The organism is Micromonospora sp. WMMD736, from assembly GCF_049179015.1.
GTDB lineage: Bacteria > Actinomycetota > Actinomycetes > Mycobacteriales > Micromonosporaceae > Micromonospora.
Window position 1 is genome coordinate 885006 of sequence record NZ_JBMHMI010000001.1, and the last position, 21522, is coordinate 906527.

At 71.2% G+C, this 21522-nt stretch carries 23 protein-coding genes; 12 read left to right on the forward strand and 11 right to left on the reverse strand.

The features are described 5' to 3' along the window. Positions 1–11 precede the first annotated feature (11 nt). Positions 12–212, reverse strand: a complete 201-nt coding sequence (locus ACN269_RS03870; protein WP_089000314.1) for a DUF5999 family protein — start codon at positions 210–212, stop codon at positions 12–14. A gap of 123 nt (positions 213–335) precedes the next feature. Here ACN269_RS03870 and ACN269_RS03875 point away from each other — a divergent pair, with 123 nt between their 5' ends. Both ACN269_RS03875 and def read left to right on the forward strand, forming a co-directional pair. Then, positions 336–1532, forward strand: coding sequence for a chorismate-binding protein (locus ACN269_RS03875; RefSeq protein WP_421471041.1), 1197 nt, complete (start codon positions 336–338; stop codon positions 1530–1532). Positions 1533–1542: 10 nt separating this feature from the next. After that, on the forward strand, positions 1543–2049 hold the full coding sequence (gene def / locus ACN269_RS03880) for a peptide deformylase (RefSeq protein WP_421471042.1): 507 nt from the start codon (positions 1543–1545) through the stop codon (positions 2047–2049). A gap of 177 nt (positions 2050–2226) precedes the next feature. Here def and ACN269_RS03885 read toward each other — a convergent pair whose 3' ends face one another. Then, positions 2227–2997: a sulfite exporter TauE/SafE family protein gene (locus tag ACN269_RS03885; RefSeq protein ID WP_421471043.1), complete on the reverse strand. Its 771-nt coding sequence runs from the start codon at positions 2995–2997 to the stop codon at positions 2227–2229. 181 nt (positions 2998–3178) lie between these two features. Here ACN269_RS03885 and ACN269_RS03890 point away from each other — a divergent pair, with 181 nt between their 5' ends. Further along, positions 3179–3958, forward strand: coding sequence for an endonuclease/exonuclease/phosphatase family protein (locus tag ACN269_RS03890; protein ID WP_421471044.1), 780 nt, complete (start codon positions 3179–3181; stop codon positions 3956–3958). 78 nt (positions 3959–4036) lie between these two features. Here ACN269_RS03890 and ACN269_RS03895 read toward each other — a convergent pair whose 3' ends face one another. Next, positions 4037–5047 (reverse strand): tyrosine-type recombinase/integrase, encoded by a 1011-nt coding sequence (locus ACN269_RS03895; protein ID WP_421471045.1) that lies wholly within the window; start codon positions 5045–5047, stop codon positions 4037–4039. A gap of 539 nt (positions 5048–5586) precedes the next feature. Between ACN269_RS03895 and ACN269_RS03900 the strand changes: the two genes are divergently transcribed. Further along, the gene (locus ACN269_RS03900; RefSeq protein WP_421471046.1) at positions 5587–6432 is read left to right on the forward strand and encodes a hypothetical protein; all 846 of its coding nucleotides are present in this window, start codon (positions 5587–5589) and stop codon (positions 6430–6432) included. A gap of 102 nt (positions 6433–6534) precedes the next feature. Here ACN269_RS03900 and ACN269_RS03905 read toward each other — a convergent pair whose 3' ends face one another. Beyond that, positions 6535–7383: a helix-turn-helix transcriptional regulator gene (locus ACN269_RS03905; protein WP_421471047.1), complete on the reverse strand. Its 849-nt coding sequence runs from the start codon at positions 7381–7383 to the stop codon at positions 6535–6537. Between the two features lie 129 nt (positions 7384–7512). Between ACN269_RS03905 and ACN269_RS03910 the strand changes: the two genes are divergently transcribed. Beyond that, positions 7513–8499 carry an aldo/keto reductase gene (locus ACN269_RS03910; RefSeq protein WP_421471048.1) on the forward strand — a complete coding sequence of 329 codons (987 nt, stop codon included), beginning with the start codon at positions 7513–7515 and terminating at the stop codon, positions 8497–8499. 108 nt (positions 8500–8607) lie between these two features. Here ACN269_RS03910 and ACN269_RS03915 read toward each other — a convergent pair whose 3' ends face one another. Then, positions 8608–9195 carry a DinB family protein gene (locus ACN269_RS03915; RefSeq protein ID WP_421471049.1) on the reverse strand — a complete coding sequence of 196 codons (588 nt, stop codon included), beginning with the start codon at positions 9193–9195 and terminating at the stop codon, positions 8608–8610. A gap of 184 nt (positions 9196–9379) precedes the next feature. On the opposite strand from ACN269_RS03915, the gene zwf reads away from it, so the two are divergent. From zwf to ACN269_RS03930, 3 genes are all read left to right on the forward strand, one after another. Continuing rightward, positions 9380–10759, forward strand: coding sequence for a glucose-6-phosphate dehydrogenase (gene zwf, locus ACN269_RS03920; RefSeq protein ID WP_421471050.1), 1380 nt, complete (start codon positions 9380–9382; stop codon positions 10757–10759). 128 nt (positions 10760–10887) lie between these two features. Next, positions 10888–12291, forward strand: a complete 1404-nt coding sequence (locus ACN269_RS03925; protein ID WP_421471051.1) for an OFA family MFS transporter — start codon at positions 10888–10890, stop codon at positions 12289–12291. Then, positions 12288–12416: an MFS transporter small subunit gene (locus tag ACN269_RS03930; RefSeq protein WP_421471052.1), complete on the forward strand. Its 129-nt coding sequence runs from the start codon at positions 12288–12290 to the stop codon at positions 12414–12416. Before ACN269_RS03925 ends, ACN269_RS03930 begins: the two co-directional genes overlap by 4 nt. 34 nt (positions 12417–12450) lie before the next feature. On the opposite strand, the gene ACN269_RS03935 is transcribed toward ACN269_RS03930, so the two are convergent. Continuing rightward, the gene (locus tag ACN269_RS03935) at positions 12451–13179 is read right to left on the reverse strand and encodes an SDR family NAD(P)-dependent oxidoreductase (protein WP_421471053.1); all 729 of its coding nucleotides are present in this window, start codon (positions 13177–13179) and stop codon (positions 12451–12453) included. A gap of 163 nt (positions 13180–13342) precedes the next feature. Here ACN269_RS03935 and ACN269_RS03940 point away from each other — a divergent pair, with 163 nt between their 5' ends. Continuing rightward, a complete protein-coding gene (locus tag ACN269_RS03940) occupies positions 13343–13804 on the forward strand; it encodes a peroxiredoxin (protein WP_421471054.1) in 462 nt (153 codons plus the stop codon). 73 nt (positions 13805–13877) lie between these two features. Next, positions 13878–14567, forward strand: a complete 690-nt coding sequence (locus tag ACN269_RS03945; protein ID WP_421471055.1) for a hypothetical protein — start codon at positions 13878–13880, stop codon at positions 14565–14567. A 57-nt stretch (positions 14568–14624) separates the two neighbouring features. Here the strand turns inward: ACN269_RS03945 and ACN269_RS03950 are convergent, their stop codons facing one another. Next, entirely contained in the window at positions 14625–15077 is a 453-nt protein-coding gene (locus ACN269_RS03950) for a MarR family winged helix-turn-helix transcriptional regulator (RefSeq protein WP_421471056.1), read from the reverse strand. 95 nt (positions 15078–15172) lie between these two features. Between ACN269_RS03950 and ACN269_RS03955 the strand changes: the two genes are divergently transcribed. After that, complete coding sequence (locus tag ACN269_RS03955) at positions 15173–15604, forward strand: MarR family winged helix-turn-helix transcriptional regulator (protein WP_421471057.1); 432 nt, start codon at positions 15173–15175, stop codon at positions 15602–15604. A gap of 12 nt (positions 15605–15616) precedes the next feature. Here the strand turns inward: ACN269_RS03955 and ACN269_RS03960 are convergent, their stop codons facing one another. From ACN269_RS03960 to ACN269_RS03975, 4 genes are all read right to left on the reverse strand, one after another. Then, positions 15617–16780 carry a hypothetical protein gene (locus ACN269_RS03960; RefSeq protein WP_421471058.1) on the reverse strand — a complete coding sequence of 388 codons (1164 nt, stop codon included), beginning with the start codon at positions 16778–16780 and terminating at the stop codon, positions 15617–15619. Between the two features lie 65 nt (positions 16781–16845). Beyond that, positions 16846–18024, reverse strand: a complete 1179-nt coding sequence (locus ACN269_RS03965; RefSeq protein ID WP_421471059.1) for a GNAT family N-acetyltransferase — start codon at positions 18022–18024, stop codon at positions 16846–16848. 83 nt (positions 18025–18107) lie between these two features. Then, positions 18108–19106 (reverse strand): cytochrome d ubiquinol oxidase subunit II, encoded by a 999-nt coding sequence (gene cydB, locus ACN269_RS03970; protein ID WP_421471060.1) that lies wholly within the window; start codon positions 19104–19106, stop codon positions 18108–18110. A gap of 14 nt (positions 19107–19120) precedes the next feature. Then, complete coding sequence (locus ACN269_RS03975) at positions 19121–20533, reverse strand: cytochrome ubiquinol oxidase subunit I (protein WP_421471061.1); 1413 nt, start codon at positions 20531–20533, stop codon at positions 19121–19123. Between the two features lie 164 nt (positions 20534–20697). Between ACN269_RS03975 and ACN269_RS03980 the strand changes: the two genes are divergently transcribed. Continuing rightward, positions 20698–21462, forward strand: a complete 765-nt coding sequence (locus ACN269_RS03980) for a lysophospholipid acyltransferase family protein (RefSeq protein ID WP_421471062.1) — start codon at positions 20698–20700, stop codon at positions 21460–21462. Positions 21463–21522: the final 60 nt, after the last annotated feature.

A 21522-nucleotide genomic window follows, 5' to 3' on the forward strand; every position in this document is an offset into this window, starting at 1 on the left:
TGGGTGATCTTTCAGGCTACGAGGGCGTGGCGGGCGGGGCCGCGGTGGGGTGCGATGCTGCTGCCGTCGGGGAGCAGCTCACCGGTGTCCTCGAAGACGATCACACCGTTGCAGAGCAGGCTCCAGCCCTGCTCAGGGAAGCAGGCGAGGACCCGCGCGGCTTCCCGGTCGGTGGCTTCAGCGGAGGGGCAGGTCGGTTGGTGCTGGCACATCGGGTTCTCCGGACTGTGGGGGCACTGTGTCATGGTTCACATGACCAGTGACGCACAGTACCAAGCGAAAGTGTCCAACATCGAGCAGGCTTCGCCTTGGCGTGCCGGAAATCCACTGAACGGATGAGGAAGATCGGACCATACGGCGTGGAAACGCTCCCACAGGTGCTGGTCGATGCGCCCGCGGCACCACCCGGATGCCGCGACAACCTCGTCGAACGCGCCCGACTGCACTGGCACCGCGCCGACGGCGGCGACCCCGCCGTCCTCGCCGAGGAGTTCCTGGCCGCCCACGGCCTGGACCTGCGCGACCTGAACCGACCCGCCACGCACGGCCCACTGCGCTGCGGCGCCGCCCTCTACCTGTCCGCCGCCGCCGGGGCGCACCTGGCCGGCGTCCCCACCACCGCGCCCGAACCCGCGCCCACCCTGCCCGACCTCGCCGTCGTCGTCTACGACCACGGACCCACCCGCGCACCCACCGCCCCCGACCCCGCACCCTGGTGGCTCGGCCCCTGGACCGAGAGCTGGACACCCGCCCAACACGCCGCCGCCGTCGACGCCGTCCGCGCCGCCATCGGCCGCGGCGACGTCTACCAGACCAACCTCGTCGGCCACGCCGCCGCCCCCTACAGCGGCGACCCGCTACCCGCCCTGCGCCGCCTCGGCGCGCTCCCCGGCGCCCGCTACGGCGGCGTCCTCACCGGCGACGACTGGGCCATCGGCTGCGCCTCCCCGGAAACCCTCATTGAGGTCCACGACGGGCACCTCATCACCCGACCCATCAAGGGCACCCGCCCCGCCACCACCGCCGGCCGCGCCGAACTGCTCACCAGCGCCAAGGAACGCGCCGAACACATCATGATCGTCGACCTGGAACGCAACGACCTCGCCCGCATCGCCCGCACCGGCACCGTCACCGTCGACGACCTGTTCGCCGTACGCCGCTGGTGCGACCTGTGGCAGGCCGAATCCACCGTCCGCGCGCAGGCCGCCGACGGCCTCGGCCTCGCCGACCTACTGCGCGCCACCTGCCCCGGCGGCTCCGTCACCGGCGCGCCGAAACTCGCCGCCCTCACCCACATCGCCGCCGCGGAACCCGTCGGCCGAGGCGCCAGCATGGGCGCCCTCGGCTGGGTCGCCCCCGGCCGAATCGACCTCGGCCTGACCATCCGCACCGCGGCCGCCGACGGCGACGCCCTGCACACCTGGGCCGGCGGCGGCATCACCTGGGACAGCGACCCCACCGCCGAGGTCGCCGAGGCCGCCGCGAAGACCGCGCCCATACGCGCCACCCTCACCGGCACCCGAGCCCGATAGGCTGACCCCCATGACCATGCGGCCCATCCGGATCATCGGCGACCCCGTCCTGCGCACCGAGTGCGAGCCGGTCACCACCTTCGACGCCGAACTGCGCGCCCTGGTCACCGACCTGATGGACACCCTGCTCGGCGAGCCCGGCCGCGCCGGCGTCGCCGCACCCCAGATCGGCGTCGACGCCCAGGTGTTCGTCTACGACGCCGACGGCCACCGCGGCCACCTCATCAACCCCACCCTCGAACTGTCCGATGAAACGCAGGACGACGAGGAGGGCTGCCTGTCCATCCCCGGGCTGTACTTCCCGACCGTACGGGCCCTGCACGCCACCGCCCACGGCGTCGACCAGCACGGCGAACCCCTGACCATCAGCGGCAGCGGCTTCCTCGCCCGCGCCCTGCAACACGAGACCGACCACCTGCGCGGCACCCTCTACGTCGACACCCTGCGCGGCGACATCCGCCGCCGGGCCCTACGCGAGATCCGCGCCGGCCGCTTCGACTCACCCAGCCGCCGCTAGGGCGTGTGTCAAAGTCCTCGGTCGAGCCGAGGCGGAGTCCAGGCGGCGGTCCGGCAAGGCGGAGATGGGCTCGGATACCGGTGTTGTATCCGGGCCCATCTCCAACGCCGCCGGCCGTCGTGTGGGCCCGCCGCAGGCCGGCCAGGGGCTTTGACACACGCCCTAGCACCCGGCGTCTCACGCCACCCACTGGTCGTAACCCAGCTTCGCCACCAACGCCAGCACCACCACCAGCAACACCACCCGCACGAAGCCCGACCCGCGACGCAACGCCATCCGCGCACCCACCACCGCGCCCACGATGTTGCACACCGCCATCGCCGCGCCCAACCACCACCACACGTGCCCGGCCACCCCGAACACCACCAACGCACCCAGATTCGTCCCCGCGTTGACGACCTTCGCCATCGCCGACCCGTGCACGAAGTCCGCACCCACCAACGTCGTGAACGCCAACACCAGGAACGTGCCCGTACCCGGCCCGATCAACCCGTCGTACAGGGCGATACCCACCCCGGCCACACCGATCGCCGCCGCCACCCGCACCGGCGTCCGCCGGTGCGGCAGCGCCACCACTCCCAGCCGGGGACGCAGCAGCACGAACACCGCCACCGCCACCAACACCACCAGCACCACCGGCCGGTACGCCGACGCCGGCACCGCACCGGCCAACGCCGCACCCACCCCCGCGCTGAGCACCGCCACACCCGCCGCCGGACCCGCCACCCGCCAGTCGAGCTTGGTCCTGCGGGTGTACGTCGCCGCCGCCGTCGCCGTACCGAAGATCGCCGCCAACTTGTTCGTGCCCAACGCGGTGGCCACCGGCAACCCCGGAGCCGCCACCAACAACGCCGGCAGCAGCAGCAACCCGCCACCACCGACCACGGCATCGACCCACCCGGCCATCGCCGCGGCGGCCAACAGGGTAGTGAGCGATCCGGCGTCCATGGGTAGCCATTCTGTCCACCGGCACGGCGCTGACCGGCCCCGCAGTGGTCAGCCTCACCTCACCGGCCACGCCGACGCCGCAACCACACCCCCCACGCCCCGACCGCCACGAACACCAGCATCGAACACAGCAACACCTTCACCACCCGGCAACCCTGCCACGGGCACGTAAGGTGCAGGAGTGCGCCTGGCCACCTTCAACCTGCTGCACGGACGATCCCTCACCGACGGCCTCGTCGACGCCGACCGACTCGCCGCCGCCGTACACGCCCTCGACGCCGACGTCCTCGCCCTACAGGAAGTCGACCGCGACCAACACCGCAGCGGCAACCTCGACCTCACCGCCATCGCCGCCCGCGCCCTCGACGCCCCACACCACCGCTTCGCCGCCGCCGTCGTCGGCACCCCCGGCGAACGGTTCCGCCCCCTACGCCACGACGACGACGGCCACGGCGAACCCTGCTACGGCATCGGCCTCATCAGCCGCCACCCCGTCCGCAGCTGGCACATCACCCGACTCAAACCCGCGCCCGTACGCTCACCCATCTACGCCCCCGGCCCCGGCGGCGGCCTCATCCTCCTCGACGACGAACCCCGCGTCGTCCTCGCCGCCATCCTGGACACCCCCCACGGCCCCCTCACCGTCGCCGCGACCCACCTGTCCTTCGTACCCGGCTGGAACGCCCGCCAACTCCGCCAGAGCGTACGCGCCCTACGCGCCCTACCCGGCCCCCGCGTCCTGCTCGGCGACCTCAACCTCCCCGCCGGCCCGGCCCGCCTCGTGTCCCGCTGGCAGCCACTCGGCCGACGCCCCACCTACCCCGCCGGACAACCCCGCGTCCAACTCGACCACATCCTCGCCGACCGGCACGCCCTCGACGCCCTCCCACCCGTACGGGCCGTCACCACCCCGGCGTCCACCATCTCCGACCACCGACCCCTGCTCGTCGACCTCGGCTGAGCACGTGGCGGGCCCCCCAACCGGGCACCCCACAGCACACCGCGCACCCACTCCCGCGCCACCCTCTCCGCCACCGGCTCAGCGCCGCCCGTCACCCTCCGCCGACACCAGAGCAGCCAACACCCGATGGGTACGACTCGCGCGGATCGCCGCACGCTGCTGCCCGGCCGTCACCTCGATGTACGTCTGCGACGACGCCAACGAGGCGTGCCCCAACAACCGCATGATCTCCGCCGCGCCCGCGCCGTCCTCCGCCAGCCGCGTCGCGAACGTGTGCCGCAACGCGTGCAACCGGGCACCCTTCGGCACCCGGTCACCGATGCCCGCCCGCCGGTAACACGACTCGACCAGATACTGCAGACCACCCCGGCGCAACGGCTCACCCCGCCGGTCCACCAGCAACGCCGAGTCCGGGCGTACCGACCGCGACCCGAAACGCCGCGCCCGACTGGCCAGATAGTCCGCCAGCACCCGGTCGAGATCCGCCTCGATCGGCACCACCCGGGGCCGCCCACCCTTGCCCGCCACCTCCACCCGCCGCTCACCCGCACGCCCACCCAGCGACCCCACCCGCAACGCCAACAGCTCCGACAGGCGCAGCCCGGCGCAGAGCGCCACCGCCAACACCGCCACGTCCCGCTCCGGCCACGGATCCCGCTGCCGCGCGTCCTCACGCGCCACCGACGCCAGCAGCACCTCGGGCGTGTCCGCGCCGCGCAGCGGCTTCGGCTCGGGCAGGACGGCCCGGGGCCGGTCCACCGCCGGCATCGGGTTGCCCGCCACCACGCCGTCGGTCACCAGGAAGGTGAAGAAGCTGTTCCAGGTGGACCAGGCGCGGTGCACCGACGCGGGGGCCCGGGGAGCGGCGAACCGGGCGAACGCCGCCCGCAGCACGCGAGGGGACAGGTCGGTGATCGTCAGCTCGTCGAGGGGGAGGGGAGTGGCATCGCCGTCGGTCACCAGGGCGGCAACCGCGTACAGATCCCGTCGGTAGGCCGCCAGGGTGTGGGGGGAGGGCTTACGGGTGGCCCGGGCGGTCAGGAACTCCTCGATCAGCGCCTTGAGCGATTCGTCCTGTTTGTCATGCATAAGTCATATTATGCATGACTTTCGCGTTGCCCGGAAGTGAGGGGAGAGGGGGAGCGTGGGCGGCACGGGACTCGCCAACCCGGTCTCCGGGCGACCCGACAGGCCGGCAGGGCTGCTGCGCGCGCAGCAGCCCTGGGCGACGGTGCTGACGTTCGAGGGTGAGCCGCGGCAATGCTGCGCGGTACGCCCGAGGCGTGCCATCCGCCCGAAGCGGCGTGACCCGACACTCTCGATCCGCGAGATACGCCCATGATCGTGCTCGATCCAGGATCGAGTGGTCTCGGCACCCCGGCGGAGGCCACTACTTCACCGTTCGTACACGATCTCGACGGTGTGAGCCCGCTCCCGACGGTGTGAGCCCGCTCCCGACGGTCTGCGGCCACGGGCGTAGGTGGTCGGGGGCGGGCCCTCCAGGGTCCACTTTACATAATGTGCATTATCGAATGTGGAGCGGCACCCGGGGATTGACCCGGTGGGCTAGCGTGTCGTCGATCTACTGGGGAGATTCCCCGCAGCCTTGTAGGGAAAGAAGCAACTACGTGTCTTTGTGGAAGAAGACCGCGGTCGTCGCGGTTTCGGCGCTCACCGCACTCGCCGCCTCCGCCTGCGGCGTGGCGACCGGCTCGTCGGGCTCGTCCGACGCGCCGAAGCAGCCCAGCGTCCTGGAGCTGCTCGCCAGCGACCTCAAGGGGTCGCTGCAGAAGACGATGGACACCACCGACAAGAGCGATTCGGTGACTCTGACGATGACGGGCACCGCCGGTGGCCAGAAGATCTCGATGCAGGGTGTCCTGGACCTGGGCGACCCGGTCAAGGCCGAGATGACGATGGCGGACCCGACGGACGGCCCGACCGTCGTCCGGTTGATCGGGACCGCGTTCTACGTCGAGGTGCCGGCGAAGAACCGCGCCACCATGGGTGGTAAGCGCTGGCTGAAGATGGACATGGGCAGCATCGGCCAGCAGGCCGGGATGGACTTCGGCAAGCAGTTCGAGGACATCGACCCGACCAAGCAGGTCAAGACGCTGCTCGCGTCCGAGGGCGTGACGGTCGTCGGCGAGGAGACGGTCAACGGGGCGAAGACGGTCCACTACACCGTCACCACTCCGGTGGCGACGCAGTTGGCTCAGGTCGACGCCAAGCTGCGGGCCGGCGTCGAGAAGCAGTTCGCGGCGGCGGGCGTCAAGGAGGTCAAGATCGACCTCTGGGTCGACGAGCAGTACCGGCCGCGTCGGGCGGGCACGAAGATGGGCACGATGGGCGACGTGCTGGTCGACTACACCGACTACGGCAAGCCGGTCAGCATCGAGACGCCGCCGGCGGCGGAGACGACCGACTTCGCCGAGATGTTGCAGGGGCTGAAGGGCCTGGGCACCGACAACTGACTGTCGATGGTGTGGCTGCCCGGCCGGTGCGCAGACGCGCCGGCCGGGCAGCGTCGTTTGCGCCGCCCGCTCCCCCAGCTCGCTTGTCGACCTGATCGGCTGTCAGTGCGGCACGCCGGTTGGGAACTCCTCGACCCCCAACACGCGCAGCAGTTCGAGCTTCTCCCGGGCCTCCGCGTCGGCCGGGGTCAGCACCAGGAGCTGTTGGCCGAGGTCGGGGGTGACAAGGGTTTCGCAGTCCATGGTGAGGCGGCCCACGCGCGGATGGATGAACGTCTTGCGGTCGGCCCGGCGCACCGCCACCTCGTGCTCGGCCCACAGCCGCCGGAAGTCGTCGCTGGCAGCCAGCAGCCGTTCGATCAGGCCGGTCACCACGGGGTCGCCGGCCCGACGACCGGCGACCGCGCGCAGGTCGGCGACATGCTGGCGGGCGTGTCGCTGCCATTCGTCGGGGCCGTGGAGGTCGCGGATGCTCGGGTCGGTGAAGTAGCGGTAGGCGACGTAGCGGCGGTCGCCGGTCAGCCCGGAGTGGTCACCGCTGAGCAGGATCGACATGTGGTTCTGCGCCAGGATCTCGCCGAGGTCGGACAGGACCATGGCGGGGGTGTCGCCCACCAGGTCGAGCAGGCGGACCAGGCCGGCACGGGCCAGGCGGGCGGTGCCGTCGGCGGGCGGCGGCTGATGGCCGGCCAGGTGGAACAGATGGCTTCGCTCGTCGTCGGTCAGGCGCAGGGCCCGGGCCAGGGCGCCGAGGAGCTGGGTCGACGGCTGGCTGCTGCGGCCCTGCTCGAGGCGGACGACGTAGTCGACGGACATGCCGGCGAGCAGGGCGACCTCCTCGCGGCGCAGGCCGGCGGTGCGGCGGCGGGGGCCGCCGGTGATGCCGACCTCGGCGGGTCGGATGGCCTCGCGCCGGCGTCGTAGGAAGTCCGCGAGCTGCTCACGCTGCATGCCTCCATGCTGCCTCGGGGGCTGGGCGTCGAGCCAGGGAGCGGCGCTCCCACGATAAGCGCTCCGCTGCCGGTGGGCCGGAAAGGGTCGCAGGGTGGAGTCGAGATCGACCGACGAGGGAGGGTTTCGATGCAGACACGCACTCTGGGCAACGCGGGTCCCGTGGTTTCCGCGGTGGGGTTGGGGGCGATGAGCATGTCGGGCGCGTACGGCCCGGCCGATCGTGAGGAGAGCATCGCTACCGTACGGGCGGCGCTGGACGCGGGGGTGACGCTCGTCGACACCGGTGACTTCTACGGCATGGGGCACAACGAGCTGCTGCTGTCGGAGGCGTTGCGGGGGCGTGACCGGGACAGCTACCTGTTGAGCGTGAAGTTCGGGCAGCAGGTGGGGCCGGGTATGCGGTTCGCCGGTCAGGACTCCCGGCCGGATTCGGTGCGGAACTTCCTGAGCTACTCGTTGACGCGGCTCGGTGTCGACTACGTGGACATCTACCGGCCGGCTCGGCTCGACCGGTCGGTGCCGATCGAGGACACGATCGGCGCGATCAAGGAGATGATCGACGCCGGCTACGTGCGGTATGTGGGGCTCTCCGAGGTCGACGCGGAGACGGTCCGGCGGGCGCACGCCGTCCATCCGGTTGCTGACCTTCAGATCGAGTATTCGCTGCTGTCGCGGGCGGTCGAGGCCGAGGTGTTGCCCACGCTGCGGGAGTTGGGTGTCGGGCTGACCGCGTACGGCGTGTTGGGCCGTGGCCTGCTCTCGGGGAGCTGGGTGCCGGGGCGGGCGGACGATCCGCGTAACCGCAGTCCCCGCTTCTCGGCTGAGAACGCGTCGCACAACCTGGCCCTGGTGGAGGCGTTGCGCCGGGTCGCCGACGTGAAGGGGTGCACGGTGGCGCAGTTGGCGATCGCGTGGGTGGCGGCGCAGGACCCGTCCATCGTTGCGCTGGTCGGTGCGCGCACCCGGCAGCGGTTGGCCGAGGCGTTGCCGGCGTTGGACGTGCAGCTGTCGGTCGGGGATCTCGAGGAGATTGAGGCGGCTGTGCCCAAGGGTGCCGCGCGGGGTGATCGTTACCCGGCCGGGTTCATGTCGAGCCTCGGCGTCGGTAACTAGTGCCGCGTCGTGCCGTCTCGACCCGGTGGTGCGGGTGATCGAGGCGGGGTGGCTGCCCGGCCGGCGCGGGGACGCGGCGGCCGGGCAGCGCTTCTCCCCCGGGCTGGGTCAGTCGAACTGGTCGGCCAGCTTGCGCAGCTTGTCGACGTACGTCGGCCAGTCGTAGTCGGGGATGCTGGTGCCGTCCTGCCGCCACCCGACGGCCCCGTCGTGCTGTTCGCGCATGATGTCCAGTTGGCCGGCGTGCCGGGCGAGGTCGCCGGTGACGTGCATGATGATCCGGGCCAGTGTGACGTCCTGCCGGCCGGGTTGCCACCAGGACACCTGCCCGGGAGCGTCGAGTGGTAGTTGGTCGATCGTCTCGTCGGCGAACGCGCCGACGCGGCGGTACAGGTCGATGAGGCCGTCCTTGGTCTCGTCCGCGTACGCGTACCAGTCGGCTTGGGGGTCGTCGTCGAACGCGGTGAGTGGGACCAGTTCCTGCGGTGTGGGGAACTCGCGGCCGAAGGTGGGGCCGAAGTAGGCGGCCTCGACGTTGAGGCAGTGTTTGATGACGCCCAGCATGTTGTTGCCGGTGGTGGTGCGGGGCGTTCGGGCGTCGCGTTCGCCGATGCCGTCGAGTTTCCAGATGAGGTCGTCGCGGCTCCTGCGGAGGTAGTAGTGCATCGCGGCCTTGGTGTCGCCCAGGTCAGCCATGGCGGTCATTGTGGCGTACCGCTCTGACACTGTCCGGTTCTGCGGAGCCAGGCCCGGGTGTGTGTGCCGGGGGTGCGCCGTCGCTGTCGCCGACCTCACGTGGGCCGCTCGTGGGGAATTCCGTCGGTGGGACGCGCCGTTGTCCGTTCGGAAGATCAGGTCCACATGATCGGATGGAAGTGTCATGCGCGTGCGCTCAGACGCTGTTGTGCTGTTCGGCGTGACAGGTGATCTTGTCTCGAAGAAGCTGTTTCCGGCGCTGTACGAGTTGACGCGGCGGGGACGTCTCGACGTGCCGGTGATCGGGGTGGCCCGCTCCCGCTGGGATGACCAGCAGTTGGTGACGACGGCCCGCAAGTCGGTGGCGGAGGCGACCGACGAGGTGGACGACGGGACGTTCGACGCGTTGGCGGCCAACCTGTCGATGATCTCCGGGGATTACGCGGATCCGGCGACGTACGAGCGGCTGGCGGAGCGTCTGCGTGACGCGCAGCGGCCGATCTTCTATCTGGCGATTCCGCCGATGGTGTTCGGCTCGGTGGTGCGGGGCCTGGCGGCGGTCGGGTTGGCCGCTCGTGGTCGGGTGATCGTGGAGAAGCCGTTCGGGCGTGACCTGGCGTCGTCCGAGGAGTTGGATCGGACGTTGCGGGCGGCCTTCGACGCGAGTCGGGTGTTCCGGATCGACCACTATCTCGGCAAGGAGGCGGTGGAGGGTTTGTACGCGTTCCGGTTCGCCAACCGGCTGTTCGAGCCGTTGTGGAACCGTGAGCACATCGACAACGTGCAGGTGACCCTCGCGGAGGGTTTCGGTACGCAGGGTCGGGCCGGTTTCTACGACACGGTGGGTGCGACCCGGGACGTGTTGCAGAACCACATCTTGCAGGTCGTGGCGTTGATCGCGATGGACGCGCCGGCCGCTGACGACGTGGACTCGTTCCGCGAGGCGGAGGCGGCGGTGTTGCGGCAGGTCGCGCCGTTGTCGCCGGAGTCGACGGTGCGGGGGCAGTACGTGGGGTACCGGGACGAGCCGGGTGTGGCGCCGGGTTCGAACACGGAGACGTTCGTGGCGACGCGGTTGACGGTGGATTCGCCCCGGTGGGCGGGTGTGCCGTTCTATCTGCGCACGGGTAAGTCGTTGCCGGGGACGGCGACGGAGGTGGTGGTCGAGTTCAAGCGGCCGCAGCGGTCGTTGATCCCCGCCGAGGGTGGGGCGGTGCCGCCGGCGAACCTGTTGCGGTTCCGGTTGGGTCGTGGGGACGGCATCACGATGTCGATCCAGGCGAAGAGTCCGGGTGCGGAGGTGGCGAGTCGGCCGGTGGATCTGTCGGTGGACTTCGGTGCGGCGTTGGGTCGGCGTCAGGAGGCGTACGAGCGGTTGCTCGACGACGCGATGGACGGGCAGCACCTGCGGTTCGCGCGGGCGGAGACGATTCGGCAGGAGTGGCGGATCGTGGAGCCGATCCTGGATCTGGCGGCGCCGGTGCGGTCGTACGACAGGGGTAGTTGGGGTCCGGCGGACGCGGATGCCCTCGCCGGTGGCTGGCACGCGCCGGAGCTGCGGTAGTCGCGGGGTGGGCTGAGTGACCGCTCAGCTCACGGGAGGGACCGTCCGGCGACGGTGAGGTTTGCCGGTTGGGTGCGGGGTGGGCACGTTGTGGGCATGTTTCGTCCGCCTCGGAGAGGAAGCAGCGCATGCTGTCCGCACTCGATCGTCGGCACACCGTCGCGCCGCCCGGCTACAGCCGGTGGCTCATTCCCCCGGCGGCGTTGGCCATCCACCTGTGTATCGGTCAGGTCTACGCCACGAGCGTCTACAAGAATTCGTTGATCGCCCACTTCGACACGGGTCAGACCGCGATCGGGGTGATCTTCAGTATCGCGATCGTGATGCTGGGGTTGTCGGCCGCGGTGGCCGGGACGTGGGTGGAGGCGAACGGGCCGCGTAAGGCCATGTTCGTGTCGGCGTGCTTCTGGGCGGCGGGTTTCCTGGTGGGGTCGCTGGGCATCGCCACGAAGCAGTTGTGGCTGCTGTACCTGGGGTACGGCCTGCTCGGCGGCATCGGGCTGGGTATCGGCTACATCTCCCCCGTGTCGACGTTGATCAAGTGGTTCCCGGACCGGCCGGGTCTGGCGACCGGCCTGGCGATCATGGGATTCGGTGGTGGGGCGATGGTGGCCTCTCCCCTGTCGCGGCAGTTGCTGTCGTTCTACGACCCTGGTTACGACCCGTCGAACGCGGGTTCGACGGCGTCGGGCAGCGCGCTGGTGTGGCTGTTCGTGACGCTGGGCCTGGGCTACTTCGTGATCATGATGTTCGGGGTGGCGAACGTGCGGGTGCCGGCCGAGGGGTGGCGACCGGCGGGCTTCGACCCGGCGTCGGTGGAGGCGAAGCCGCTGGTCACCACGGCGAACGTGTCGGCGGCGAACGCGGTGAAAACCCGCTCGTTCTGGCTGTTGTGGGTGGTGTTGTTCTGCAACGTGACGGCCGGTATCGGCATCCTGGAGCAGGCCAGCCCGATGATCCAGGACTTCTTCCGGGACAACGGGACGTCGGCGGTGTCGGTGGCGGCGGCCGGCGGGTTCGTGGGTCTGCTGTCGCTGTTCAACATGGCGGGCCGGTTCGTGTGGTCGTCGACGTCGGACGTCATCGGCCGTAAGCCGATCTACCTGGTGTATCTCGGTGTGGGCATGGCGATGTACGCGCTGCTGGCGCTGTTCGGGCACACGGCGACGGCGTTGTTCGTGCTGTTCGCGTGCGTGATCCTGTCGTTCTACGGTGGTGGCTTCGCGACCGTGCCGGCGTACCTGCGGGACCTGTTCGGCACGTACCAGGTGGGGGCGATCCATGGCCGGTTGTTGACGGCCTGGTCGGCGGCGGGTGTCGCGGGTCCGCTGATCGTGAACGGGTTCCTCGACGCGCAGGGCAAGCCGGGCACGTTGACGGCGGCGGCGTACCGGCCGGCACTGTTGACGATGGTGGGTGTGCTCGCGGTGGGCTTCGTGGCGAACCTGCTGGTGCGACCGGTGCCGCAGCGCTACCACGAGCCGGCGGACGTGGACGAGCCGAAGACCGAGCTGAGGAGTGGTACGCGATGAGCGACGACGGTCGGCACGGGCAGCAGCAGGCCCGGTTGTGGATTTCCTGGCTGGTGGTGGCGGTGTTGCTCGGCTACGGGGTCGTGCAGACGGTGATCACCGCGGCGAAGCTGTTCACGCACTGACGGCGGTGAGCCGGGACGCGTCCCGTGTCCCGGCTCACAGGGCGCCGGAGACCCGCAGCACCGCGCCGGCGGCGTAGGAGGCCTCCGGGCTGAGCAGCCAGGCGATGGCGGCGGCGATCTCGTCGGGTTCGCCGGCACGGCCCAGGGGGACCCGGTGCGCCGCGCTGTCCGGGCGGTCGGGTACGCCGGAGTCGGCGTGGATGTCGGTGCGCACGAGGCCGGGGGCGACGCCGTTGACGCGGATGCCGCGCGGGGCGAGTTCCTTGGCCAGGCCGACGGTGAGGGTGTCGGTGGCGGCCTTGACGGCGGCGTAGTGCACGTACTCCCCCGGGCTGCCGAGGGTCGCGGCGGCGGAGGAGACGTTGACGATCGCCCCGCCGTCGGTGAGGCGGCGGGCGGCCTGTTGGGCGCAGAGGACGTACCCGATGAGGTTGACGTCGACGACGCGGCGCAGGTCGTCCACGCGCAGGTCGGTGAACGGGCCGATGAGGCTGGTGACGCCGGCGTTGTTGACCAGGCCGGTGAGGGGGCCGAGCTGCGCGGCGGCGTCGAAGAGGGCGGCGACCTGGTCGGGGTCGGTGGTGTCGGCGCGGACGGCGACGGCCTGGGCGCCGGTGGCGTGCAGGTCGGCCAGGACGGTCGCGGCGGCGGCGTCGTCACGGCGGTAGCACAGGGCGATGTGGTGGCCGGCTTTGGCGAGGCGGCGGGCGGTGGCCGCGCCGATGCCGCGACCGCCGCCGGTGATGACGGTGACGGGTGTCATGGCACCTCCACGAGGGTGTCGGTGGGGTTGCGCCGACGCTACCGTGACCGGCGCGCAGCCGTCGTCGTAAGGAGGGTCACACGCGGTGCTGGTGGCGCACGAGGTGCTGCGGGTGTGATCGCTTACGCTTCCCGCGCGGTCGGTCGGACTACGGAGGTGCGCGGTGGCGGGTGTGGGTGTCGGCGACGTGGTGGACGATTTCGAGTTGCCGGATGAGACGGGCACGCCGCGGCGGCTGTCGGAGTTCCTGGCGTCGGGGCCGGTGGTGCTGTTCTTCTATCCCGGGGCGATGACGCGGGGGTGCACGGCGGAGAGCTGTCACTTCCGGGACCTGGCGGCGGAGTTCACGGCGCTGGGCGCGTCGCGGGTGGGGATCAGCCGCGACGAGGTGGCCAAGCAGGCGGAGTTCTCCAAGCTGCACGGCTTCGACTATCCGCTGCTGTCCGATGTGGACGGGGCGGTCGCGCGGGCGTTCGGGGTTCGTCGGCGGGTGCCGTTGGGTGCGTTGAGCACGAAGCGGATGACGTTCGTGATCGGCACGGACCGGCGGGTCATCGAGGTGATTCACAGCGAGGTCAGCATGAACGACCACGCGGATCGGGCGTTGCGGGCCCTCGGCGGCTGAGCCCCGTGCGGCGGGTGTCGCAGTGAGCTGGTATCAAGACAGCAATCAAACAGGTGTACGGAAGAGGGTTGTGATGGATGCCGGCCAGGGTTTGTCCACTGACGAGGTGCGCAGCATCCGGGAGGCGTTGGCGGCCGGCCGTAAGCCGAGGGTGGTGTTCACCGCGTCGGCGGGGCAGATCGCCGGTCAGGTCGGCCAGGTGGTCGAGTTGACCGATCCGGACGTGTCCGACGAGTTCGTCGTGGTGCGCTTCGGCCGTGACGAGTTGCCGTTCTCCCCCGCCGATCTGGCGGTCGCGCCCAAGGGCGCGGGCCGGCGGGTGGCCGCCGAGCCGAAGGCGGAGCCGGAGTCGGAGGCGACGCCGGTGCCGGCCGCGCCGGAGTTCGTGTTGGACACGCCGCGGGTGCCCGCGCCGCGACAGGAGGAGCCGAAGGTGGAGCAGGCAGAGAAACCGCCGGCGCGGCGGGCGGTCAAGGCCGCGAAGCCCAAGGGGCCCGCGGGCCTGACGGTGACTCTGGCGTACGCCGACGGCGAGTGGACGGTCGCCGCGCAGCAGGGCAGCAAGGCCCTGGCGAAGCCGTACGTGGTGAAGCCGGCCGAGGCGTTGAAGATGGTGGCGCTGGTGGACGTGCCGGGTGTGCAGGAGGCGGTGGAGCAGATCCTGGGCGCGGAGCGGGCCGAGGCCGAGCAGCAGGCGGAGAAGCTGCGCGCCGAGCTGGCCGAGATCGAGGCTCGGTTGGCGGAGCTGCGCGAGGCGAGTTGAGGGTTGGTCGCGGCGGGTCTGCTCCCTGCTGGGGTGGGCCCGCCCGCGCTGGCGGGATCAGGAGCCGCCGTGGTGCTCGACCAGTCGGGTGAGCAGGCGGGTCAGCTGGTCGCGTTCGGCGCTCGTCAGGGGTGCGAGCAGGTCGTCCTGCACGTGGGCGACGGTGTCGGCCATCCGGTGGGCTTCGTCGGCGCCGGCCTCGGTGAGGCTGATGACGTTGCGGCGGCGGTCGGCCGGGTCGGGGGCGCGTACCACGAGTCCCCGACCGGCCAGGTCGTTGACGGTGGCCACGACGTCGCTGCGGTCGATGCCGCAGCGGCGGCCCAGGTCTGCCTGGCTCGCGGGGCCGTCCTCGGCCAGTGTGGCGAGCAGTCGGTAGTGGTATCCGCGCAGGCCGTGTGCGGCGAAGCCGGCGCTGATGAGCCGGCCGGCGTGGGTGGCGGCCTGGTTGAGCAGCCAGCTCGGGGTGGTACGCAGCCCGGCGGGTGACTGCGGGGCGGTGGCGTCCATGGCGGCAGTCTAACAGGAATCGTTGGGGTGACCCACAAACCATGCTACGTTGGCTCCACCAACGTTGGTCAAGCCAACGTTTTGAAGGAGGCATCGTGTCCACTCTCAACGGCCAGGTCATCGGCCAGGCCCACTTCGCCACCCGCGCCCTGCTCGACCGCGCCGTCGCGCCCCTGGGCGTCGACTTCGGCCAGGTCCTCGCGCTCAACGCCCTCACCGCCGGCCCCGTCGCCCGTACGCCTCTCGTGCGCCGCCTCGCGAACGCCCGCAAGGTCGACGAGTCGGCCGTGCACGAGGTGATCGACCACCTCGTCGACGCCGGCCTGGCGCGGCTCGACGACACCACCGAGGCGCAGGTGTCGCTCACCGACGCCGGACACGCCACGCAGGCCCGCGTCGCCGAGGCCGTCGCGGACATCACCGCCCGGCTGTACGGGGACATCCCGTCCGCCGAGGCCGACGTCGCCGCCCGCGTCCTCGCGCGCGTCACCGAGCGCGCCACCGACGAACTGGCGGGCGTCGCCTGACCCGACGACGGCTCAGGTGCCTCGGTTCACGGCCGCCTGGATCCGCAGCCAGGTCGGGTCGGCCTCGGAGGCGTCGGTGACCGCCGCCAGGTCGCCCGGCTGCCAGCTGCGGGTTCCGTCGGTCAGATCGAGCTGGTCCATGTCGACGACCGACGCCTCGACGGTGCTGGCGAGGAACTCGGTCACCGCGGCCCCGGACACCTCGTCCTGGCCGGCGGTGCCGACCGACAACAGCAGAAGCTCGTCGGTGCCGGCGACGACGAGCTCACCGGAGGCGGTGGCCGCCAGCGCGGTCACCGCCACCCCGGGCAGCACCTCGTGCTCGCTCACCCGAGCACCGTCGATGTCCAGCTCGATGACCGCGCCTTCGGGAGTGCCGACCCAGAGGGTCCGCGGCGACCGACCGAACGCGACGTTGTGGCGGGACCAGGCGTTCATTGCGTCCAACCACTCCTGCGGGTACGGGTACCCCGGGCTCGGCTCCCCCAACGTCACACGCAGGACGCGCCGCAGCGAGGGAAACTCGAACACCTCCAGCGAGTTGTCGTACGCGTTGCCCCGCACCGCGAAGTGCCGACCGTCCGAGCTGAAGATCGGTGCCTCGTACCCGTCGCAGTCCAGGACCAGCGCCCGGCGCAACGGCCGCAGCACCGGCCCGGTGTCCGCCGCGAAGAGCACCAGCGTGGCACCCTGGTCGCTCTGAAGGGTGCAGACCAGACCGCCCGCCGGATGCGCCACCACCCCGGTGTCCCACCGCGGGCCGCGCACGGTCGTTGCGGAGGCGAATTCGAGCGCGACCGAGTGCTCCCAGCCGTCCTGCCCCTCGGCGGGCGACAGCCAGAGCGTCCGACCGTCCGGACTGAACGCCACCTCCCGCTGGTACTCGGTGCGCGTCACGCCGTGGACCGGCGACGTGCCCGAGGGTGTCCAGGCCACGAGGCTCTCGGTGTCCGCCACCGCCAACAGTGGGTCGTCGGGGTGCCAGGCGGCCGACGGCGTCCGCTTCAACCGGTCGTAACCGACGTCCTGGGCGTAGCCGGTCGAACCCACGCCGACGGCTGCACACTCGCGCAGGTGTCCGTCGCCGTGCTCCCAGATCCGGATCGCCGGACGGTCGGCGTCCCAGGCCGCCACCAACGGAAGGCGCGGATGCGCCAGCAGCCGCTGCGTCGTCACTCCACAAGGGACACGAGCCAGGATTTCCACCGGCACACCCTACCGGCGAGGCGGACGACCATCCGTCAGAAGTAGTCGAGCAGTTGCGCCGGGCCGCCGGCGCCCAGCAGGTCCAGGGCATCCGGCGCGACGCCGACGGTGTGCAACAGGCCGGCCTGGGCCACCGAGCGGGCACGCGCCGCCCCGGCGTAGAGCAGCGCGAACCCGCGTACGTCCAGCCGCAGGTCCGCGTCGCCGTCGACCCGGGTCAGTTCGGCGGAGCCGTCGGCGACGACCAACCGCCAGCTGCCGGTGTTCCAGTCGGCGAGCCGGTCGCTGAGGTGGAAGTCGACCACACCTCGGGCGTGGTCGGGCCAGCCACGGTCGGCCACCGCCTTTACGACGTCGACCGGGCGGTGCATCCACAGGTCCCGCTCGTGGTCGCGGGCCGCCTCCAGCGGCAGGTGGGCGCTGACGGCGTCACCGTCGAGCGGGCACAGTCGCAGGGTCGGCGCGACGCTGGCCCAGCTCCCGAGGACCCCGACGAGTTCCCGGGCCGCGTCGGCGGTGGTGGCCAGGGCCTCGTCGACGGTCAACACCGAGTCGGCACCGTAGCCGCGGCCCCGCTCCCAGGCGGCGTAGCCGACCAGGTCGCCGTCGTCCTCGACGAGGGTGAGCCCGTCACCGGGCAGCTTCGCGTCGGCGGTGAAAAAGTCGAACAGCTTGCCCTGGCGCGTCAACATGCCGTTGCGGTGGCGGGCCACCCGCTCGTACAGGTCGGCGACGGCGGCCAGATCGGCGGGCGTGCCGGCGCGGACGGTCAGCTGCGACGCGGGCCGGTGCCGGGGCAGCGCGGCGGTGGCGAGGTTGACGGTGCGCAGCACACCGCCGGTCTCCCAGCCGCAGGCGCGGTAGGGGGCGGCGATGGTCGGGTACAGGGCGCTGATCGCCGCGCCGCGCTCGTGGGCCCCGGCCAGCAGGGCGGTGAGCAGGGCTCGAGCGACGCCCCGGCCCCGTGCCTCGGGGGCGACCGCCACCCCGGCGACGTCGGCCGCCGCGACGGCCCGCCCGGACCACCACTGCTCGTGGTGCAGGTCGACGGCCTTGCCGACGAGCCGGCCGGTGTCGTCAAACGCGCCCCAGCGCGTCATGCCCGGCACCTCGACGCGGGTGCTGGGGGCACGCTCCTGGGTGGAGCCGAACGCCAACCGGCCCAGCTCCCAGGCGTCGTCCAGGTCGTCGATGGTGAGTTCACGAACGCGCATCGGCACACCGTAGCGGGGCGCTCCGACACCGACCAGCCGATATACCGCCCCGGATGATCGCCGAGGGCCGGGGCGGGTCGGGGTCAGTGTTGGGGGATGTTGGCCACGCCGATGCGCTTGCGGAAGACCCAGTACGTCCACGCCTGGTAGGCCAGCACCACCGGGGTGAAGATCACCGCCACCCAAGTCATGATCTTCAGGGTGTACGGGGTGGAGGCCGCGTTGGTGGCCGTGAGCGTGCCCGCCGCGTCGAGGGTGGACGGCAGCACGTTCGGGAACAGCGCCGCGAACAGGGTCGCCACGGCCAGGCCGATCGCCACGGCCGTACCCGTGAAGGCCCAGCCCTCTCGTCGTACCCGGGCGGCGGCCAGGCCACCGAGCAGGGCGAGGGCCGCGCCGACGGCGAGCACGACGGCGGCCGCGCTGGAGCGGATGCTCAGGGTCCAGGTCAGGAAGCCGACCGCGAGCACGGCGGCCCCGACGCCCAGGCGCACCGCGAGCGCGCCCGCGCGCTCGCGGATGTCGCCGGTGGTCTTCAGGGCCAGGAACACCGCGCCGTGGGTCAGGAACAGCGCGAGGGTGGTCGCGCCGCCGAGCAGGGCGTACGGGTTGAGCAGGTCGACGAGGCCGCCGACGTACTCGTGGTCGGCGTCCAGCGGTACTCCGCGCAGGATGTTGGCGAAGGCGACGCCCCACAGGATCGCCGGCAGCAGCGAGCCGATGACGATGGCGGCGTCCCACCGACGCTTCCAGGACGCCTCGGGGCGCTTGTGCCGGTACTCGAAGGCCACGCCCCGGGCGATGAGGGCCAGCAGGATGAGCAGCAGCGGCAGGTAGAAGCCGGAGAAGAGGGTGGCGTACCACTCGGGGAAGGCGGCGAACATGGCCCCGCCGGCGGTGATCAGCCACACCTCGTTGCCGTCCCAGACCGGGCCGATGGTGTTGATCAGGACGCGGCGTTCCCGGTCGTCGCGGCCGAGTACCGGCAGCAGCATGCCGACGCCGAAATCGAAGCCCTCCAGGATGAAGTAGCCGGTGAACAGCACGGCGACGAGGAGAAACCAGATGGTGGTCAGGTCCACGATGGGCTCCGGGTTCAGTAGGCGAAGGCGAGCGGACGCTCGGCGTCGTCGGTGTCGTCGGCCGGGGGCTGTTCGCTGACGTCGGGTACGCCGGCCTTGGCGTAGCGCAGCAGCAACCTGACCTCGATCACGGCGAGGGTGGCGTAGATCAGCGTGAAGGCGGTGAACGAGGTGAGGACCTCGGTCAGCGAGACGCTGCGGGACACCCCGTTGCGGGTGAGCATCTCGCCGAAGACGATCCACGGCTGGCGGCCCATCTCGGTGAAGATCCAGCCGAAGGAGTTCGCCAGCAGCGGCAGCACCGGCATGGCCAGCCCGGCGCGCAGCAGCCACCTGCTGCGCGGGGTGCGGCCCCGGCGCTGGCTCCAGAGCACCAGCAGCGCGATCGCGCCGGCCGCCAGCCCGAAGCCGACCATGAAGCGGAAGCTCCAGTAGGTGACCGGGATGATCGGGGTGTAGCTGCCGGGGCCGTACTGGGTGGCGTACTGGGCCTGGAGGTCGTTGATGCCGTGCACGGTGCCGTTCGGGTCGCCGGTACCCAGGTACGACAGCAGGTACGGGATCTTCAGGGCGAACACCTCGCGGCTGCCGTCGAGGCTGCCGATGGTGAGCACGGAGAACGAGGCGGGGCTCTCGGTGGTGTAGAGACCCTCGGCGGCGGCCATCTTCATCGGCTGCACCTCGGTCATGATCTTGCCTTGGATGTCGCCGGTGAACAGCACGGCCGCCGAGGCGACCAGGACCACCCAGGAGCCGAACTTCGTGGCGAAGCGGTACGCGCCGGTGTCGGCGGAGTCGCGGTTGCGGATCACGTGCCACAGGCCGACCGCCACGATCAGCGACCCGGCGACCAGGAACGAGCCGGCCAGGGTGTGCGGGAAGGTGATCAGGGCGACCTTGTTGGTGAGCACGGCCGGAAAGTCGGTCAGCTCGGCACGTCCGCTGTCCGGGTTGATGCGGTAGCCGACGGGGTTCTGCATGAACGAGTTCGCGGCGAGGATGAAGTACGCGGACAGGTTCGTGCCGATCGCGGCGGCCCAGATGCTGGCCAGGTGCGCGCGCTTGGGTAGCCGGTCCCAGCCGAAGATCCACAGGCCGATGAAGGTGGATTCGAGGAAGAACGCCACGAGCGCCTCGATGGCCAGGGGTGCGCCGAAGATGTCGCCCACGAAGCGGGAGTAGTCGCTCCAGTTCATGCCGAATTGGAACTCCTGCACGATGCCGGTGACCACGCCCATGGCAAAGTTGATCAGGAACAGTTTGCCGTAGAACTTGGTGAGCTTGAGGTAGCGCTCGTTGCCGGTGCGGTGCCACATCGTCTGCAGGATCGCCACCAGCACGGACAGGCCGATGGTCAGCGGCACGAACAGGAAGTGGTAGACGGTCGTGACACCGAACTGCCACCGGGCGACGTCCAACGCGTCCACCTGGACCCCCAAACATGCGTACTACGAGACGTAGTAAATACTACCGCTCGTCGTAGAGAAAGGGGCAGGGCCGGGCGGCCCGAACCGGCCCGGGACCAATGACCCTGATCACTCCGGACGCTCGCCCTCGCGGACCCGTCGCCTCGTGCGAGGATGGCGCGCTGATGGACACGACGACCTGGCAGCCACCACTGCTCTGGCGGGCCGCCCTCCTGCTCGCGCGCGCCCTGGTGGGCCTGCTCGCCCGCCTCGAGGTCACCGGCGACGTCCCCGCGCACCTGCGCCGGGGACCGCTCGTGCTGGCCGCCAACCACATCAGCCCGTTCGACCCCCTGGTCATGATCGCCGCCTGCCGGGAGCGGGGCATCGCCCCACGGATCATGGCGACCGCCGGCCTGTTCCGCGCCCCCGTCCTCGGTGCCGCCATGCGGCACGTCGGACACATCCGGGTCGACCGGGGCACCAGCGCCGTCCACCAGGCCCTCGACGACGCGGCCGAGGCCGTCGCGGCCGGCTCGGTGATCCTCATCTACCCCGAGGGACGCATCGGCCTGGACCCCGGCATGTGGCCCGAGCGCGGCAAGACCGGCGTCGCCCGGCTCGCGCTGGCCTGCGGCGCTCCCGTCGTCCCGGTCGCCCAGTGGGGCGCGCACGAGGTGCTGCCCTACCGGGCGCCGAAGGGGATGCTGCGCGGCATCGCCCGCGCGCTGTGGCGTCGGCCGGTGATCCGGGTGCACTTCGGCGCACCCGTCGACCTCGGCGAGTCCAGCGCCAGCACGCCCGGCGCGGCCCGCCGGGCCACCAACCGGATCGTCGACGCCCTCACCGACACCCTCGCCCCGCTACGCCCCGACGAACCCGACCGCCCCCACCACGTCGACCCCGGCCGCCCCATCGACACCACCCGCACCCACCGCCGCACCCCCTGACCCCCAACGCCCCCGCCCCCGTGATCTTGCACTTTCTGCGGTGACATAACGGGTCAAGCG